Below are 16,714 nucleotides of genomic sequence, written 5' to 3'. Positions count from 1 at the left end.
GATGTACGGCACCGTGAAGGACGAGCTGGCCACGACGTTGCGGGAGATCGCCGACGCCGGGCTCTACAAGCACGAGCGCGAGCTGAGCTCCCCGCAGTCCGCCCACATCACGACGGCCAGAGCCGATGGGCTGCGGTCCGCGTCGCTCAACTTCTGCGCCAACAACTACCTCGGCCTGGCCGACCACCCCGAGGTCGAGGCTGCCGCCGCAAAGGCGTTGCAGGACTGGGGTTTCGGCATGGCCAGCGTGCGATTCATCTGTGGCACTCAGGAGCTGCACAAGCACCTCGAGCGGGCCATCTCGGACTTCCTCCAGATGGAGGACACCATCCTCTACTCGTCCTGCTTCGACGCCAACGGCGGAGTGTTCGAGGTGCTCTTCGGGGCACAGGACGCGATCGTCTCCGACGAGCTGAACCACGCCTCGATCATCGACGGCATCCGCCTGTCCAAGGCCAAGCGGTTCCGCTACAAGAACGCCGACATGACCGACCTGCGCACGCAGCTCGAGTCTGCCGCTGAGGGCGGTGCGCGACGCACCGTCATCGTCACCGACGGCGTCTTCTCGATGGACGGGTTCCTCGCCCCGCTCGACCAGATCTGCGACCTCGCCGACGAGTTCGGTGCCATGGTGCTCGTCGACGACAGCCACGCCGTCGGGTTCGTCGGCGACGGGGGGCGGGGCACCCCCGAGCGGTTCGGCGTGATGGACCGGGTCGACATCATCACCGGAACCCTGGGCAAGGCTCTCGGAGGCGCCTCCGGTGGCTACGTCAGTGCGCACCAGGAGATCGTCGACCTGCTGCGCCAGCGCTCCCGTCCCTACCTCTTCTCCAACGCCGTGGCTCCCAGCGTCGCCGCGGGCTCCCTGAAGGCGCTGGAGATCGCGGCGGGCTCCCAGGAGGCGCGCGCCCGGCTGCGGTCCAACACGGCCCTGTTCCGCACCCTGATGACCGATGCAGGGTTCACCCTGCTCCCCGGCGAGCACCCGATCACCCCGGTCATGTTCCCCGGTGAGGACGGCGCCCGACTGGCCGCCCAGGTCGCCGACGCCATGCTCGAGCAGGGCGTCTACGTCATCGCCTTCTCCTACCCCGTGGTGCCACAGGGCAAGGCGCGCATCCGCGTCCAGCTGTCTGCCGGGCACTCGGAGGACGACGTCCGCACCTGCGTGTCGGCGTTCACGGCAGCTCGCGACAGCCTCGCCTGAGCTAGTCCTGCGCGACGCCGCTGTCGATCGGCGTGCCGATCACCACGGTGCGGCTGACCGTGCACAACCGGTCGTGCGACATGGCGATCGCCTTGGGCAGCATGTCGCGCGCCGAGTCGCCGGACTCCCCCTCGGGGAAGTCCACCGAGAAGCGGACCGTGATGTCGCCCAGGTGGTTGCCGTTCTCGTCCCGGAGCTTGTCGCCCTCAGCGGTGACGGTGAAGCTCTCCGGCTCGGCCCGCTTGACGGTGATGAAGTCGACGTCGACGGCACTGCACCCCGCGATGGCGGTCAGCAGCAGCTCGACAGGGGTGAAGTCGGCGTCGTCCCCTCCCCCGATGCGCATCGTGCCACCACGGACGTTGGTCACCTCGAAGACACCCTTGGAGACCCGCTCCATGCTGATCGAGCGGTGGCCCAGTCCGGTGCCACCAGTCTCTTCGGCCATTCAGGTTCCCCATTTCTGCGCCAGGGCGCGGACGACGGTCAGGTTCCGGGCCGTGCCCGGGATCCCGAGAATCTTCTCGATGCGGGCGCCGGTCAGCTTGACCTCGTTGAACGGCACGGAAAGCTCCAGGAGGACATCCTTGCCGATGACGGTGGCGCGCTCTCCGTCGACCTCCCACGCCTGCAGCTCGGCGGTGGCGGCGGCGGTCGGCGCGGTGACGCAGAAGCTGACATAACGGCTCGCCTCGTGCGGCAACTGCTCCGGTATGCCGTCGATCGCCTGCACGAGTGCCGGCAGCTCCGCGGACTTCCTGGCGATCGCGACGACGTCGAAGCCCGCGTGCTCACCGAGGAGTCGACCCACCTCCGCCTCGACCTTCGGGACGCTTCGCATGGGAGTCGTGACGAAGACGTTGCCAGTCTGGATGTAGGTCTCGACATCGTCAAAACTGTTGTCGGACAGCACCTTTCGGGCATCAGCCATCTTCAGCTGCCGCTTGCCCACATTCACCGCCCGCAGGAAGACGACATAGCCGGGCATCAGAGCTCGACCTCGCCAGCACCCACCGGACGCACCAGCCCACCCACGCGGACCGTGCCGTCGTCCTCGACCATCAGGTCGAGCAGCGACGGCCGCCCGACCTGGGCGCCCTGGCTCACCGTCCACCGACCTGATCGACCCTGGCCCACGAACCACGCGCCGAGGTTGGAGCACGCCGAACCCGTGGCGGGGTCCTCCGAGACGGCGTGCCCGTCGCTGATGAGGGCCCGCGCCTCGATCCGCCCCTCCCCTGCCGGTGACCACACGTAGACGAGGGTCTCGCCGCCGCTGGCGCCCATGCCGGCATACCGGGCGAGCAGCTCGGGTCGGACCCGGGCCCGCCGCACTGCGTCGACCGAGACCGCCTGTGCGATGACCTGGGACGTGCCGACGCTCACCTGCTGCACGGGTCCCACCAGCTCGTCCGGTGCGAGTCCGATGGCCTGCGCCAGGTCGTCGATCGCCAGCTCGGCCTCGATCCGGCCGGTGTTGGCGGTCAGCGTCCACCGGTTCCCGTCCGCCTCGACAGGGATGACCCCGGCGGGCATGGACAGCCCGAGCGTGTCACCCAGTCGGTGGAGATCGCGCGCGACGTGGGCGGTGCCGAGCGTCGGGTGCCCGGCGAACGGCATCTCGAACGTCGTCGTGAAGATGCGAACCCCCGCGTCCGCCCCGTCGCGCGGTGGGACGAGGAAGGTCGTCTCGGACAGGTTGAACTGCCGAGCCAGTCCCTGCAGCTGGTCATCCGACAGGCCGGAGCCGTCCTCGAAGACGCACAAAGGGTTGCCCGAGAACGGGTCGGAGGTCAGGGCGAAGACGTTGAGCAACCGGTACCTCAGGCGCATGCGCACACTCTGTCATGCTTGCCCCGTGACCTCTCCGCCAGCGCCACCGGCCGGCCGGCTCGTCCTGCTGCGCCACGGCGAGACCGAGTGGTCGAAGTCCGGGCGCCACACCGGACGGACGGACATCCCGCTCACACCGCACGGCGAGGAGCTGGCCCGCCAGTCGGGCCGACTCGTCGCCGACTACGACTTCGTGCTGTCCCTCAGCTCCTCGTTGCAGCGGGCCCGCCGCACCGCCGAGCTCGCCGGCCTGACGCCTGAGGTGGACGACGACCTGCTCGAGTGGGACTACGGCGGCTACGAGGGCCTGACGACGCCGCAGATCCGCGAGCAGCTCGGCTATGACTGGACGGTGTTCCGCGACGGTGTGCCGGCCGGGGAAACCCCCGGCGAGACCGTGGAGGAGGTCGCCGCCCGCGCGTCGCGCGTGGTCAAGCGCGCCGTGGCGGCGATGGCCGAGGGCGACGTGGCCCTGGTCGGGCACGGCCACTGCCTGCGGGTGCTGGCCAGCGTCTTCCTGCGCCAGGAGCCTCGGCTGGGCGCCCAGCTGCTCCTGGACGCCGGATCGGTCAGTGTCCTGCAGTTCGAGCGTGAGCAGCCGGCCATCCGGGTGTGGAACCACGGCCCGGCTGTCAGCGGCCACTGACGGCGCTGACGGCGCTGACGGCGCTGACGACGGCGGAGGCCGCGTCAGTCGCGCGTGGTGCGTGTGCGCGGCGGGCGAACGACGGTGAGATCCGCTCGACGCGGAGTCGGCAATGCCCTCGGGGCACCCGAAACCTGTTGCGCTGGAACGGGATCGGGATCGACTGGCCAGTCCGCCGCGCCTTCGTCGTCGAACAGCGCGACGGCACTGGAGCCGCCGGGCGTGAAGCGCGGTCCGTACTTCACTCCCCCACTGCCCGCTTCGTCGAACGCGCGCGCCCAGGCCTGGGGCACGGCATACGGAACCATCGACTCCAGCTCACGGGTGACGCCGAAGGCGGCTGCTCGACCATCCTGCACGTCGGCAACCTCACGAGGCGCCGTGAGCCGCAACCGCGACACCACAGACGCCTCGAGCAGGCTCTCGGGCACCGCCTGCGAGCCGCCCAGGACCGGACCCAGGCGTTCGCGCAGTGCGCTGAGCGGGTCGAGGGCGACGTAGCAGGTGCCTCGCGGCGGCCTCAGGTCGAACCGCCCGCCGCCGTCGTTGCCGAACCACCACGGCCCCAGGTCGACGCCGTGGGCGCGGAACAGGTCGGTCTCGGTGTCCACGAGGTAGGTCGGGAAGCCGGCCAGCGACGCCGGTGGGGGGCCCAGTGCCGTGCGCTCCCGCGGCGTCACGCGGCCCACTGGGACGCGTCGGCGATCGCAGCCGAAGCCACTCTGGACACGGCCGTCGGTGACGACCGGTGCACGACGAGGTAGTCGACCGCGCTGTGCCCGTCGAAGACGGCGGACGGGGTCGTGAGCCAGGCCCCGATCGACCAACCGTCCACTCCCCTGCGGCTGAACGCGCCGACGGCGTCCTGCACCCCGGGTCGGACGGCACCGTTGCGACCGAACTGCAGCGAGGGATAGAGGAGGTGACCGTCTGCCGTGCGGCAGGCGAGCACGGTCCCACGCCGGATCCTGTCGAACAGGGCCTGGCGAGAGATGCCGAGCCAGGCGACGAGCCCAGCGGTGTCGTAGAACGGGCCGAGCGGCCGGTCGAGCGGATGGACCGTGGGCAGGGCGGCGAGCATGCGATCCGCGAGCTCGTCGACATCGCCGAGGTCGAGCAGCCGCCCCTGGGCCGCGAGCTCAGCGGCGCGCAGCTCGATCCTCGTGCGCACCGCCTCGGTGAGCGCGTCCACCTCTGTCGTGGTGCGCGTCCGTGGTGTCATCCGGTGCCTCCCAGTGCGTCAAGGGCGTCAAGTCCGACCACCACCATAGCGTCCCGGACGGACAGCGCCGAGCTCGGCGGGTGCGGGAGGCGAGGTATGCCGTCGGGCGGGGCGCGCGGCATACCTCGGCCCAGCGCACGCCCACACCGGCCTTCTGGTCAGGGCAACGGCCAGGTGTGCACGGGCTCGTTGCTGTGCATGTGCTTGGCATAGAGGCGCAGCATCTCGGCCAGGGCCTTCTGGCGGTCCATCCCCGCCTGCTCGAAGCGTTCCACGGCGTCGGTCTGCCAGGTGGCGCCGTTGGTGCTCGTCTTGCAGCGGCCCTCGATGACCGAGAGGTAGCGGTCGCGGACCGCCTCCGAGACGCCCCAGTCGGCCAGTCCCTCGTGGGCCATCGGCAGCAGGTGGCGCAGCACCAGCTCCTCGGCGCGCACCTCACCGAAGCCGGGCCAGTACAGCCGCGACTCGATGCCGTCGCGAGCCGCGTTGTGGAAGTTCTGCTCGGCGGCGGCGAAGCTCATCTTGCTCCAGATCGGCCGGTCGTCTGAGGCGAGCTTACGGATGACGCCGTAGTAGAAGGCGGCGTTGGCCAGGACGTCGACCAGCGTGGGGCCGGCCGGGAGGACGCGGTTCTCGACGCGCAGGTGCGGGGTACCGTTGACGACGTCGTAGATCGGCCGGTTCCAGCGGTAGACGGTGCCGTTGTGCAGGCGCAGCTCGGCCAGGTTGGGCGCCTCGCCCGCCGCGAGCTTGGCCACCGGGTCCTCGTCGCTGACCTCGGCCAGCAGGGCCGGGAAGTAGCGGACGTTCTCCTCGAAGAGGTCGAAGATCGAGGTGATCCACCGCTCGCCGAAGAAGACCCGCGGACGGACGGCCTGGTTCTTCAGCTCGATGCTGCGGGTGTCGGTGGCCTGGCTGAACAGCTCGATGCGGGTCTCGGCGTGCAGCCGCTTGCCGAAGAAGTAGGGCGAGTTGGCGGCCAGCGCGATCTGCGGCGCGACGAGGGCCTGGGCGGCGTTCCAGTGACCGGCGAAGTCCTGAGGTGCGACCTGAAGGTGCAGCTGCACGCTCGTGCACGCCGACTCGGGGGCGATCGAGTCGCAGTACGTGGCGATCCGCTCCCCCGTCGGGCCCTCGATGTCGAGGTAGATGTCCTCGCCGCGCGCGTAGAAGATCGAGTCGTTGAGGGCGGTGTATCGGTTGTTGGCGCTGATCCAGTCGCCCTCGAAGTGCTCCGGCATGATGGTCGGCAGGATGCCCACGGCCACGATGTGGGCGCCGCGCTTCTCCGCGGCCGCGCTGGCGGCGTTGAGCGAGGCCCGCATCTCGTCCTCGAGCTCGATGGCCGAGTCACCCGGCAGCGGGCGGGGCGGCACGTTGAGCTCGATGTTGTACTGGGCGAGCTCGGTCTGGTAGCCGGGGTCGGCGATCTCCTCGAGCACCTCGGCGTTGGCGAACTTCGGCTGGTAGGCGTCGTCGACGAGGTTGAGCTCGATCTCCATGCCGGTCATCGGCCGGTCGAACTCGAACTGGCTGGTCGCCAGCATCCGTTCGAAGACGTCGAGGTTCTGGCGCACCTTCTCGCGGTAACGCTGGCGCTGCTCGCGCGTGTAGCTCTGCGCGTTGACCTCTTCGCCCACGGCACCTCCTCTGTGTTGTGATGACCTAACCACGTGCAGGGCGCGCCTGCCAACGGCTGTCGGTGCGCACTCCTAGCCTGCAGGGGTGCGGTTTCTCCACACTTCCGACTGGCACCTGGGGCGTTCGTTCCACCAGGTGGGACTGCTCGGCGCCCAGGCGAGCTTCGTCGACCACCTCGTCGAAACGGTTCGCGCCGAGCGGATCGACGCCGTGCTGGTGTCCGGAGACGTCTACGACCGCGCCCTCCCCTCGCCCGACACCGTCGACCTGCTCTCGCAGGCCGTCACCCGGTTGATCGACGCAGGTTCCGCGGTGGTCCTTTCCAGCGGCAACCACGATTCGGCCATCCGGCTGGGGTTCGCCAGCGACCTGCTCGCGCGCTCGGGACTGCACATCCGCACGGCGGCTCAGTCGATCGGCGTGCCTGTCATGGTCGGCGACGTCGCGGTCTACCCCGTGCCCTACCTCGAGCCCGCCGTGGCGGCAGACCCGCTGGGCACCGGTGAGCGTTCGCATGCCGGTGTGCTGCGTGCCGCGATGGCCAGGGTGGAAGCCGACCGGGCCCGGCGTGGTGGGCGCTCGATGGTCATGGCGCACGCCTTCGTGACCGGCGGGGCGACCAGTGACTCCGAACGCGACATCTCCGTGGGTGGGGTGTCGGCTGTCCACCCGAGGGTCTTCGCCGGCACCGACTACGTCGCCCTGGGCCACCTGCACGGACGACAAGAGGTCAGCGACAGAGTGCGCTACAGCGGGTCCCCCGTGGCTCTGTCCTTCAGTGAGGCCACCCAGACCAAGGGTTCCTGGCTGGTCGAGCTGAGTGACGCGGGACTGCACGTCGAGGGCGTGGACTCGCCGGTGGAGCGGCCGCTGGCCGTGCTCAGGGGCGACCTCGAGGCGCTGCTCTCCGACCCTGCCCACACACGGGCAGAGCAGGCGTGGTGCCAGGTGACCCTCACCGACCCGATTCGACCACTGGGCGCGATGGAGCAGCTGCGGCGACGCTTCCCACACACGCTGGTCCTGCAGTTCGACCCCCAGGGCGCGCCGGTGTCCGTGCGCAGCTATGCCCAACGAACCACCTCCGAGTCCGACCTCGATGTGTGCTGCTCCTTCCTCACCCACGTCCGCGCGGGGCACGGGCCCACTATCGAGGAGCAGGCTGTCCTGGCATCGGCGGTCGAGGCAGTGCGGGTCCAGCGCGCAGACCGCGACGACGAGGGGCAGCTGCCGCTGGCTGTCCCGACCGAGCGGGAGGGTGCGGCGTGAGGTTGCACCGACTCCAGGTCACCGCCTTCGGGCCGTTCGCCGGCACCGTCGAGGTCGATCTGGACGCGGTGTCGGCCGGTGGCCTGTTCCTCATCCGTGGTGCCACGGGCGCGGGCAAGACGAGTCTCCTCGACGCAGTGGCGTTCGCGCTCTACGCCGATGTCCCCGGAGCCCGCTCAAAGAAGCAGCTGCACAGTGACCATGCCGAGCGCGGCACGGTCCCCTCGGTCACCCTGGAGTTCACCGCCACCGGGCGGCGGCTCAGGATCGAACGCTCGCCGGAGTTCCACCGCCCCAGGTCCCGCGGTGGCGGCGAAACCAAGGTGCAGGCCAAAGCGGTGCTCTGGGAACGCCGCGGTGGTCAGTGGGTGGCCCTCAGCACCCGGCACGACGAGATCGCCGACCTTGTCGGGGACGTCCTCGGCATGGGGCTCGAGCAGTTCAGCAAGGTCGTCCTGCTGCCCCAGGGTGACTTCGCGGCGTTCCTGCGCGCCACGCCCGAGCAGCGCCGCGAGCTACTCGGGCGGCTCTTCGACGTGTCGGCCTTCGCGGGCATCGAGGAGTGGTTCGCCGTGCAGCGCAAGGACTCCGCGATGGTCGTGGCCGAGCACAGGGCGGCCCTGAACGCCGACCTTGCCGTGCTGGCGGACGTGCTGGCCGACGCCCCGACGATCGAGGGCGGTGCGCAGGACTGGTCCGACCTGCCGCTGGCGGAGCTGCCGTCCGCGCTCGATGCCGCCCGCGCAGCGCTGGAGGCGGGATCCGTCGCCAGGCTGACCACCGTGGACGCCACCCGGCTCGCCGACGCCGCCGCGACGACCACCTACGCCTCAGCAGCGGAGACGGCTGCCCGGCGCCTGCGTGGCGTGCGGGCTCAGGAGGCCCTGAGCGCGCTCGAGGCCGAGCAGCCAGCCCACCGTGCCGCCCTGGTCCGCGTCGAGCTGGCCGAGCGTGCGGGGTCCGTCGCCGGTGACCTCAAGGCGCTGGAACGCGTCGCGCTCTCGCTGGCGGCCGCCCGGCGACGCGTGGCGTCGACGGAGCCCGACGTCGCGGGCTGGGCCCTGGCCGAGGCCAGTGCGGCGGCGATCGACCGTGTCGTGGACCGGTTGGCCGCCGGCGACCGGACGCTGACGACCGCCGCGCGTCTGCGGGCTTCCGTGACGGAGCGCGACCGTGCCCACGCGAGGCTGGTGCACGAGCTCGCCGCCACAACGAGCCGGCTCGACGAGGCCACGACCACGTTGTCGACGCACCGGACCGAGGCGGTCGAGGCAGCCGAGGCTCTCGCCCTGGCCCAGCAGGGCGCCGCCCAGCTCGAGACCGCCACAGCCACGCTGGAGCGCATCTCGGCGCTGCTGAAGTCGCGCACCACGCTCGACGCCACGCTGGTCCGGCTCGCCGAGTGCGAGGCGGCGGTGGGCGCCCAGCGCACCCATGCACAGGACCTGCGCGACCTCTACCAGGACCGACGCCAGGCCAGGCTCGACTCGATGGCCGGCGAGCTGGCCACAGGGCTGGAGCAGGACCGGCCGTGCCCCGTCTGCGGCGCCGCCGAACACCCGGCCCCTGCGCCGACAGGCGACCTGGTCACACCCACTGAGGTCTCCAAGGCCGAGGCGGCGTGGCAGGCGGCCGCCACCGCGCTCGGCGCCACCGAGCGCACCGTCGCCGCCCTGGAGGCCACCGCCGCGCAGCTGCGCGACCGGCTGGGCGACGAGGGCCGCACCCAGGTGGCCCTGGGCGTGGCTGTTGCGGAGGCGAAGGGTGAGCTCGCGGCGGCCCGTCAGGCGGCGGCGGCTTTCGACGGAGCCCGCAACCGTGCGGAGGCGGTGCGGCTGGCCGTGGACTCGGTGTCGGCGCAGCTGACGGCACTGCGCGAGCTTGCGGTCACCGTGGGGTCACGCATCGGCGCGCTCGAGTCCGAGCTCGAGACCGAGCGCGAAGCTTTGGCATCAGCGGTTTCCCAGCACGCCGACTCGTGTCCCTGCGCACAGTGGGGTCGAGCGCTCGAGTCGCTGGGCCGGACCCTGCGCGACCCTGATCAGCTGGACTTGACGGCCGCGGCCCACTCCGAGGCAGCCGCCGCGGCCACAGCGCACGCTGCCAGTGTCCGCGAGCTCGACCGGGCGACCCGCGACCACGCGGACGTCGTCGCCGCCACGGACGAGTCCTTCCGGGCAGCCGGTTTCCCTGACCCCGAGCAGGCGCGGTCAGGACGCCTGACGGCGGCCGAGGTCACCCGCCTTCGCAGCGCGGTGGTCGCTCACGACAAGGCCGTCCTCGTGGCCCAGACCACCCTTGCCGAACCCGGCGTCCAGGAAGCCATGGAGGCGCCGGAGCCTGACGTGGCCACCCTGGCGAGGGCCCGCGACGCGGCGCACGCGGCATACACGGCGGCAGTGGCCGCCGACACCCTGGTGCGGCGCACCCTGGCCGGACTGGACCGGGTCCGGGGCTCCATCGCCCGCCGGTGTGGGCAGATCGTCACGGCGGAGGCGAGGCATCAGGTGCTCCGTGAGCTCGCCGACACCGTGGCCGGCACGAGCGCGAACAACGCCCTGAGGATGCGGTTGTCGGCATTCGTCCTCGCGGCCCGGCTGGAGAAGGTCGCCACCCTCGCCAACGAACGGTTGTCCGGCATGGGAGAGGGTCGCTACCAGCTGCGGCACACGGACCACTTGGCGGCCCGCGGGGCACGCAGCGGCCTCGGGCTCGAGGTGCTCGACCTGTGGACCGGGCAGGCCCGCGACACCGCGTCGCTGTCGGGCGGTGAGTCGTTCATGGCCTCGCTGGCGCTGGCTCTGGGACTGGCCGACGCCGTCCGCGAAGAGTCCGGTGGGTTCGACCTGCAGACCCTCTTCGTCGACGAGGGTTTCGGCACCCTCGACGACGAGAGCCTCGAGCAGGTCATGTCGGTCCTCGACGACCTGCGCGAGGGTGGTCGCGCCGTGGGGGTCGTGAGCCACGTCGCCGAGCTGCGCACCCGCATCCCCAGCCAGATCGTGGTTCGCAAGACCGAGCGCGGCTCGTCGGTGCTGGTCTCAAACGTGCAGGTGACCAGCACCGACGAACCCGCGCCCGCGGCCTAGGTGGCTCGAGGCGAGCCAGCCGCCGCCACCTGTTGCCGACTGGTGGTCACCGGAGCACCAGTCGGCGCTCTCGTGACCTCCGGAGAGCAACAAGTCGCGACAGGCCTCCTGAGCGTCAGCTCTCGAACGCCTCGGGCGGAGGGCAGCTGCAGACCAGGTTGCGGTCGCCGTAGGCGCCGTCGATCCGAGCCACCGGAGGCCAGTACTTGTCGGCCGCCTCGACCCCGACCGGGAACGCCGCCGCGGACCGCTCGTAGGGGTACTCCCACTTGCCGGCCAGCGCCTTGGCAGTGTGCGGAGCGTTGCGCAGCATGCTGTCCACGACGGCCACCTCACCGGACTCGACCTCGGCGATCTCGTGACGGATCGCGATCATCGCATCGCAGAAGCGGTCGATCTCGTAGCGGTCCTCGCTCTCGGTCGGCTCGACCATCAGGGTCCCCGCCACGGGGAAGGACATCGTCGGTGCGTGGAAGCCGTAGTCGATCAGTCGCTTGGCCACATCGTCCACGCTGACGCCGCTGCGCTTCGTGAGGTCGCGCAGGTCGAGGATGCACTCGTGGGCGACGACGCCGTCGTGACCGGAGTAGAGCACCGGGTAGTGCTCGCGAAGCCGGGCGGCGATGTAGTTGGCGTTGAGCACGGCCACCTGCGTGGCGCGGGTCAGGCCGGCGCCGCCCATGAGGCGCACGTAGGCCCACGAGATCGGCAGGATGCTCGCCGAGCCATAGGGTGCGGCCGAGATCGGTCCGACCCCCGTCTCCGGTCCGGCCTCGGCCGCCAGCGGGTGGTTGGGCAGGTGCGGCGCGAGGTGCGCGCGGACCGCCACCGGACCGACGCCGGGACCGCCACCACCGTGGGGGATGCAGAACGTCTTGTGCAGGTTCAGGTGCGAGACGTCGGCACCGAACTTGCCAGGTCGGGCCAGCCCCACCAGGGCGTTGAGGTTGGCACCGTCGACGTAGACCTGGCCACCCGCGTCGTGCACGAGGGCGCATAGGTCCGTGATCGTGTCCTCGAAGACACCGTGGGTCGACGGGTAGGTCACCATGATGGCCGCGAGGTTGTCGTGGTGCTGGTCCACCTTGGCCCGCAGGTCGTCCATGTCGATGTCACCGCCTGGGGCGGTCTTGACGACGACCACCTTCATGCCGGCCATCACCGCGCTGGCGGCGTTGGTGCCATGGGCGCTGGCAGGGATCAGGCAGATGTCGCGCTGCGACTGGCCGTTCGCCGCGTGGTAGGCGTGGATGGCCAGGAGTCCGGCGAACTCGCCCTGCGAACCCGCGTTGGGCTGCAGTGACACCGCGTCGTAGCCGGTGATCTCGCAGAGCCAGTCGCTCAGCTCAGCAATGAGGTCGCGGATGCCCTCTGTCTGGTGGGCCGGGGCGAAGGGGTGCAGGTGGGCGAACTCGGGCCAGGTCACTGCGATCATCTCGGTGGTCGCGTTGAGCTTCATCGTGCACGACCCCAGCGGGATCATGCCGCGGTCCAGGGCGAAGTCACGATCGGACAGTCGCCGCAGGTAGCGCAGCATCGAGGTCTCGCTGTGGTGGCTGCTGAACACCGGGTGGGTGAGGTAGTCGCTGGTCCGGACCAGGTGCTCCGGCCACGAGAGCTCGGCGATGGTGACCTGGGTCGGTCCGGGAACGCCGAAGGCGCTCCAGACGGCCTCGAGGTCGCGCAGGTCGGTGGTCTCGTCCAGGCTGATCGAGACGTGGTCGGCGTCGACGCGCCAGACGTTGACCCCTCGCTGTGCCGCTTCGCTGAGCACCTCGTCGGCCCGACCGGGCACCGACACCGTGATGGTGTCGAAGAAGTTCGTGGTCACGACGTCGATGCCGGCAGTCGTCAGTCCGGCGGCCAGGGTCTCGGCGTGGCCGTGGACTCGCCGCGCGATCGCCGCGAGTCCCGCAGGACCGTGGTACACGGCATACATTGAGGCCATCACGGCCAGGAGCACCTGGGCGGTGCAGATGTTCGACGTCGCCTTCTCGCGCCGGATGTGCTGCTCCCGCGTCTGGAGGGCGAGCCGGTAGGCCGGGGCACCTTCGGTGTCCACGCTCACCCCGACGAGTCGGCCGGGCAGGGAGCGTTCGAGACCGGCGCGCACGCTCATGTAACCCGCGTGGGGACCGCCGAAGCCCATGGGCACGCCGAAACGCTGGCTGGTGCCGACGGCGACGTCGGCTCCCCACTCCCCCGGTGCGGTCGCCAGGGTGAGGGCGAGCAGGTCCGCGGCCGCGGTCACGAGCGCACGGGCGTCGTGGGCGGCCGAGGCCAGCGCGCGCCAGTCGCGCAGCTCGCCGTCCGCGCCGGGGTACTGCACGAGGACGCCGAAGACGGCGCGGTCCCCCGCCGCCGCGCGCAGGGCGTCGGCGGTGTCGACCCCGTCGAGGTCGGCCACGACGACGCCGAGGCCGAGCGGCTTGGCCCGGGTCTGCATCACGGCGAGCGTCTGGGGAAAGACGTGCCGGTCGACAACGAGCACGGCGTCGGCCGCTGCCTTGCTGGAGCGACGCATCAGCGTCATGGCCTCGGCGGCCGCGGTTCCCTCGTCCAGCAGCGATGCCCCGGACGTGGTCAGCCCGGTGAGGTCGCTGACGACCGTCTGGAAGTTCAGCAGCGCCTCGAGCCGGCCCTGGGAGATCTCGGGCTGGTAGGGCGTGTAGGCGGTGTACCAGGCGGGGTTCTCCAGGACGTTGCGCTGGATGACTGCCGGGGTGAGCGTGCCGTAGTAGCCGAGCCCGATCATGGAGGTCATCACCTGGTTGCGACGAGCCAGGGCCCGCAGTTCCTCGATGACGGCCGCCTCGGACGCCGCAGGCTCCACGCGGAGCGGGCCGTCGGTGCGGATCGCACCCGGCAGGGCGTGGTCCACCAGGGCATCGAGTGAACTGTGCCGGACGGCCGCGAGCATGGCGTCGACATCGGCATCGGACGGGCCGATGTGGCGCCCGGCGAACTCGGGCAGGTCGGTGGTGAACTGGGCGGACATGAGGCTCCTGAACGTCGGCATGCTCGGATCGCCTCCCCTTCTGTCACGCCATGGACGCTCCAGAGGTGCCTGTCCCACGCGGTCCTGGCGCCTGAGAGGTTCCGGGGAGTTTGCCCCTTCGGCGCCCCGCCGTGCGACCCGTGAGGGTGCACGCGGGGACTCTCCCGCGCGGGATGTTCAGCGCCGCCAATCTACAACACTGCCGCCGTTCCCGAGGGAACGGCGGCAGTGATGGACGTTCGGACGAGTCAGGCCAGGCGGGCCGCGCGACGCTCGCGCAGCTCATCGCCGGGGTGGTCTGCGGGCACGTCGTCATCGGTGCGCTCGCTGGGGAGGGAGGCGAGCTCTCCCTCGACCTCGCGCCAGACGCGACCGACGGCGATGCCGAAGACTCCCTGACCACCCTGGACGAGGTCGATGACCTCGTCGGCGGACGTGCACTCGTAGACCGAGGCCCCGTCACTCATCAAGGTGATCTGGGCCAGGTCTTCCACGCCGCGCTCGCGCAGGTGGTTGATCGCCACGCGGATCTGCTGGAGTGACACGCCGGTGTCGAGCAGGCGCTTGACGACCTTGAGCACGAGGATGTCGCGGAAGCCGTAGAGCCGCTGCGTGCCGGAGCCGGTGGCCCCACGCACGGATGGCTCGACCAGACCCGTGCGGGCCCAGTAGTCGAGCTGACGGTAGGTGATGCCGGCTGCCTTGCACGCGGTCGGGCCGCGGTAGCCGATGTCGTCGCTCAGCTCAGGAAGGTCGTCCGTGAACAACAGCCCCTGTGCCGAAGCCGGCACGCTCGTGTGGCCGTGCTGAGCCTCGTTGCTCGGGTTCACAGCGCTCACCTCCTGGAAACTTCTACTTGATACCTCTGCGGGCAATGCCGAGCCGGTGTAGTTACACCGATCGCATTACGGGTCTGTGCCGAAGGTACGGCCGTGCGGAACCAAAGGTCAACAACCACTCGACCTTCGCCCTTCGGCGTGTCGCGGCCTCACGGCATACTCTCGATGTTCAGTTGAGGGTGATGGTTGTGAGCACGAACACGACACTTGTGCCTAGCCAGTTGTCCCGGTTTCGTCCGGTTTGGTCTCGAAGTCTTCGGCCGATACGTGGTCCAGGAACTCACGGAACCGCTCGACCTCGTCGTCCTTGTCCTCCTCGCCGGACATCGCGACCCCGGCCTCCTCGAGCAGGGACTCCCCCGCGACGATCTGGGTGCCGGTGCGCAGGGCCAGGGCGATGGCGTCGGACGAGCGGGAGGAGATCTCGGTGGTGCCGTCGAGGATCAGGGCTGCATGGAAGACCCCGTCGCGGAGCTCGACGATGCGCACCTCGGTCAGCCGGTGGCCCAGTCCCTCGATGACGTTCTTCATCAGGTCGTGGGTGAGCGGTCGGGGCGGCTCGATGCCCTGTTGGGCGTAGGCGATGGCAGTGGCCTCCGCCGCGCCGATCCAGATGGGCAGGTAGCGGTCGCCATCGCGCTCGCGCAGCAGCACGATGGGGTGGTTGGTGGGCATCTCCACCCGGACGCCGAGGACCTCGAGCACCTTCACCGTTCCACCTTAACCCGGTTCAGCCGCGCTGGAGCCCGTCCCTCACCAGTGCAGTGTGCAAGGCGATGCACAGGCGCAGGACCTCACCGGTCGGATCGGTCGTGGAGCCACCCCGCGCCGCCTTCGTGGACGCCGAACGATGGGGAGTCACGACCTGCTGGACCAGACCGATCTCGCGGTCGGCCGCGGTGCGGAACGGCCTCAGGTGGCGGGGTTCGAGCCCGTATGCCGCCAGCTCGGCAGCCGCGTGCGCCACCGTGAGTGCCGCGTCCCCGAAGTGTCCGGTCACGTCAGGGTGCAGCAGGCCGTAGTTCTCGAGGGCGTCGACGGTGGCGGCCTCCAGCCCCGAGGACGTCGCCAGCTCGGCCCGGGTGAGTCGCAGCGACCCGACCGACGTGAGCGCCTCGGCGCTCGGCACCTCAGGGTCGGCGACCGGAGCCGGGACCGTGGGACGCGGCATACCGGTGTCCGTGCGCTCGGGTGTCAGACCACGGTCCATGGCATCCAGCGCGGCGGCGATCACCTTGAGCGGCCAGAAGTGGTCGCGCTGGGCGGTGAGGATGTAGCGCAGCCGGTCGAGGTCCTGCACGGCGTAGGTGCGGTAGCCCGACCCGGTGCGAGCCGGCGTGACCAGCCCCTCAGCCTCCAGGAAGCGGATCTTGGAGATCGTGACGCCAGGGAAGTCCTGCTTGAGGGCAGCCAGGACCGCACCGATGGTCATGGACTGTCGCGTCGTGCGAGCACTCACCAGGAGCCTGGGTTCCTCGTCGGGAAGGCTCGCTCAGGCCTTGCCGGCATAGAAGACGAGTCGGAACTTGCCGATCTGGACCTCGTCGCCCGTCTGCAGCGTGGCTTCGTCGATCCGCTCGCGGTTGACGTAGGTGCCGTTGAGCGAGCCGACGTCGCGGACCACGAAGGTGTTGCCCTCACGCCGGAAGTTCGCGTGCTTGCGCGACACCGTGACGTCATCGAGGAAGATGTCGCTGTCGGGGTGCCGACCGGAGTTCACCTCGTCGTCGTCCAGGAGGAACCGGGCGCCGGTGTTGGGGCCACGCAGGACCACCAGGAGCGCGGTCCCGGGGCGCAGCGCGTCCACGGTGGCCTGGTCGGCCTTGCTGAGGGCGATCTCCACCTCGGCACTCGTGTCGACCTGCTCGAGGTCGTGGATGCCGGGCAACCGCATCGTCGTCGGCTCGTGCGGACGCGACGTCTGGTCGTCGTTCTCGGTGCCGTTCATCAGGTCCGCACTCCTCGTG

The 16,714-nt window shown here is 70.4% G+C and carries 15 protein-coding genes and 1 riboswitch; of the genes, 4 read left to right on the top strand and 11 right to left on the bottom strand.

The genetic code is table 11. From position 1 onward, the window contains the following. The first annotated feature begins 1 nt into the window (after window position 1). Window positions 2-1,210, top strand: a complete 1,209-nt coding sequence (locus tag AC1DYG_RS03110; RefSeq protein ID WP_477638435.1) for a glycine C-acetyltransferase — start codon at window positions 2-4, stop codon at window positions 1,208-1,210. Between the two features lies 1 nt (window position 1,211). Here AC1DYG_RS03110 and AC1DYG_RS03105 read toward each other — a convergent pair whose 3' ends face one another. From AC1DYG_RS03105 to AC1DYG_RS03095, 3 genes are read right to left on the bottom strand one after another with little or no spacing between them, the layout of a single operon-like run. Then, window positions 1,212-1,658: an OsmC family protein gene (locus AC1DYG_RS03105; protein ID WP_477638434.1), complete on the bottom strand. Its 447-nt coding sequence runs from the start codon at window positions 1,656-1,658 to the stop codon at window positions 1,212-1,214. Next, window positions 1,659-2,198: a DUF1697 domain-containing protein gene (locus AC1DYG_RS03100; RefSeq protein WP_477638433.1), complete on the bottom strand. Its 540-nt coding sequence runs from the start codon at window positions 2,196-2,198 to the stop codon at window positions 1,659-1,661. Further along, window positions 2,198-3,043, bottom strand: coding sequence for a PhzF family phenazine biosynthesis protein (locus AC1DYG_RS03095; protein ID WP_477638432.1), 846 nt, complete (start codon window positions 3,041-3,043; stop codon window positions 2,198-2,200). Before AC1DYG_RS03095 ends, AC1DYG_RS03100 begins: the two co-directional genes overlap by 1 nt. Before the next feature lie 25 nt (window positions 3,044-3,068). On the opposite strand from AC1DYG_RS03095, the gene AC1DYG_RS03090 reads away from it, so the two are divergent. Further along, complete coding sequence (locus AC1DYG_RS03090; RefSeq protein WP_477638431.1) at window positions 3,069-3,689, top strand: histidine phosphatase family protein; 621 nt, start codon at window positions 3,069-3,071, stop codon at window positions 3,687-3,689. 44 nt (window positions 3,690-3,733) lie between these two features. Here the strand turns inward: AC1DYG_RS03090 and AC1DYG_RS03085 are convergent, their stop codons facing one another. The 3 genes from AC1DYG_RS03085 to AC1DYG_RS03075 form a co-directional block, all read right to left on the bottom strand. Next, the gene (locus AC1DYG_RS03085; protein WP_477638430.1) at window positions 3,734-4,369 is read right to left on the bottom strand and encodes an RES family NAD+ phosphorylase; all 636 of its coding nucleotides are present in this window, start codon (window positions 4,367-4,369) and stop codon (window positions 3,734-3,736) included. Further along, on the bottom strand, window positions 4,366-4,911 hold the full coding sequence (locus tag AC1DYG_RS03080; protein ID WP_477638429.1) for a hypothetical protein: 546 nt from the start codon (window positions 4,909-4,911) through the stop codon (window positions 4,366-4,368). Before AC1DYG_RS03080 ends, AC1DYG_RS03085 begins: the two co-directional genes overlap by 4 nt. Before the next feature lie 158 nt (window positions 4,912-5,069). After that, on the bottom strand, window positions 5,070-6,551 hold the full coding sequence (locus AC1DYG_RS03075; protein WP_477638428.1) for a glutamate-cysteine ligase family protein: 1,482 nt from the start codon (window positions 6,549-6,551) through the stop codon (window positions 5,070-5,072). 85 nt (window positions 6,552-6,636) lie between these two features. On the opposite strand from AC1DYG_RS03075, the gene AC1DYG_RS03070 reads away from it, so the two are divergent. Both AC1DYG_RS03070 and AC1DYG_RS03065 read left to right on the top strand, forming a co-directional pair. Beyond that, window positions 6,637-7,821: an exonuclease SbcCD subunit D gene (locus AC1DYG_RS03070; RefSeq protein ID WP_477638427.1), complete on the top strand. Its 1,185-nt coding sequence runs from the start codon at window positions 6,637-6,639 to the stop codon at window positions 7,819-7,821. Beyond that, window positions 7,818-10,910 (top strand): AAA family ATPase, encoded by a 3,093-nt coding sequence (locus AC1DYG_RS03065; protein WP_477638426.1) that lies wholly within the window; start codon window positions 7,818-7,820, stop codon window positions 10,908-10,910. Before AC1DYG_RS03070 ends, AC1DYG_RS03065 begins: the two co-directional genes overlap by 4 nt. A gap of 115 nt (window positions 10,911-11,025) precedes the next feature. Here the strand turns inward: AC1DYG_RS03065 and gcvP are convergent, their stop codons facing one another. The 5 genes from gcvP to AC1DYG_RS03040 all read right to left on the bottom strand — a co-directional run bounded on the left by gcvP (window position 11,026) and on the right by AC1DYG_RS03040 (window position 16,695). Further along, window positions 11,026-13,929, bottom strand: a complete 2,904-nt coding sequence (gene gcvP / locus AC1DYG_RS03060) for an aminomethyl-transferring glycine dehydrogenase (RefSeq protein WP_477638425.1) — start codon at window positions 13,927-13,929, stop codon at window positions 11,026-11,028. A gap of 48 nt (window positions 13,930-13,977) precedes the next feature. Beyond that, window positions 13,978-14,085, bottom strand: a riboswitch (glycine riboswitch). 71 nt (window positions 14,086-14,156) lie between these two features. Further along, a complete protein-coding gene (locus AC1DYG_RS03055) occupies window positions 14,157-14,747 on the bottom strand; it encodes a MerR family transcriptional regulator (RefSeq protein WP_477638424.1) in 591 nt (196 codons plus the stop codon). Between the two features lie 213 nt (window positions 14,748-14,960). Continuing rightward, complete coding sequence (locus AC1DYG_RS03050; RefSeq protein WP_477618770.1) at window positions 14,961-15,458, bottom strand: bifunctional nuclease family protein; 498 nt, start codon at window positions 15,456-15,458, stop codon at window positions 14,961-14,963. A 19-nt stretch (window positions 15,459-15,477) separates the two neighbouring features. Next, entirely contained in the window at window positions 15,478-16,179 is a 702-nt protein-coding gene (gene ftsR, locus AC1DYG_RS03045) for a transcriptional regulator FtsR (protein ID WP_477638423.1), read from the bottom strand. A 60-nt stretch (window positions 16,180-16,239) separates the two neighbouring features. Continuing rightward, complete coding sequence (locus AC1DYG_RS03040; RefSeq protein ID WP_477638422.1) at window positions 16,240-16,695, bottom strand: FHA domain-containing protein; 456 nt, start codon at window positions 16,693-16,695, stop codon at window positions 16,240-16,242. Between the last annotated feature and the right edge of the window lie 19 nt (window positions 16,696-16,714).

Source organism: Pedococcus sp. P1_H8 (assembly GCF_056405175.1).
This window is presented reverse-complemented; position numbering and strand designations above follow the sequence as displayed.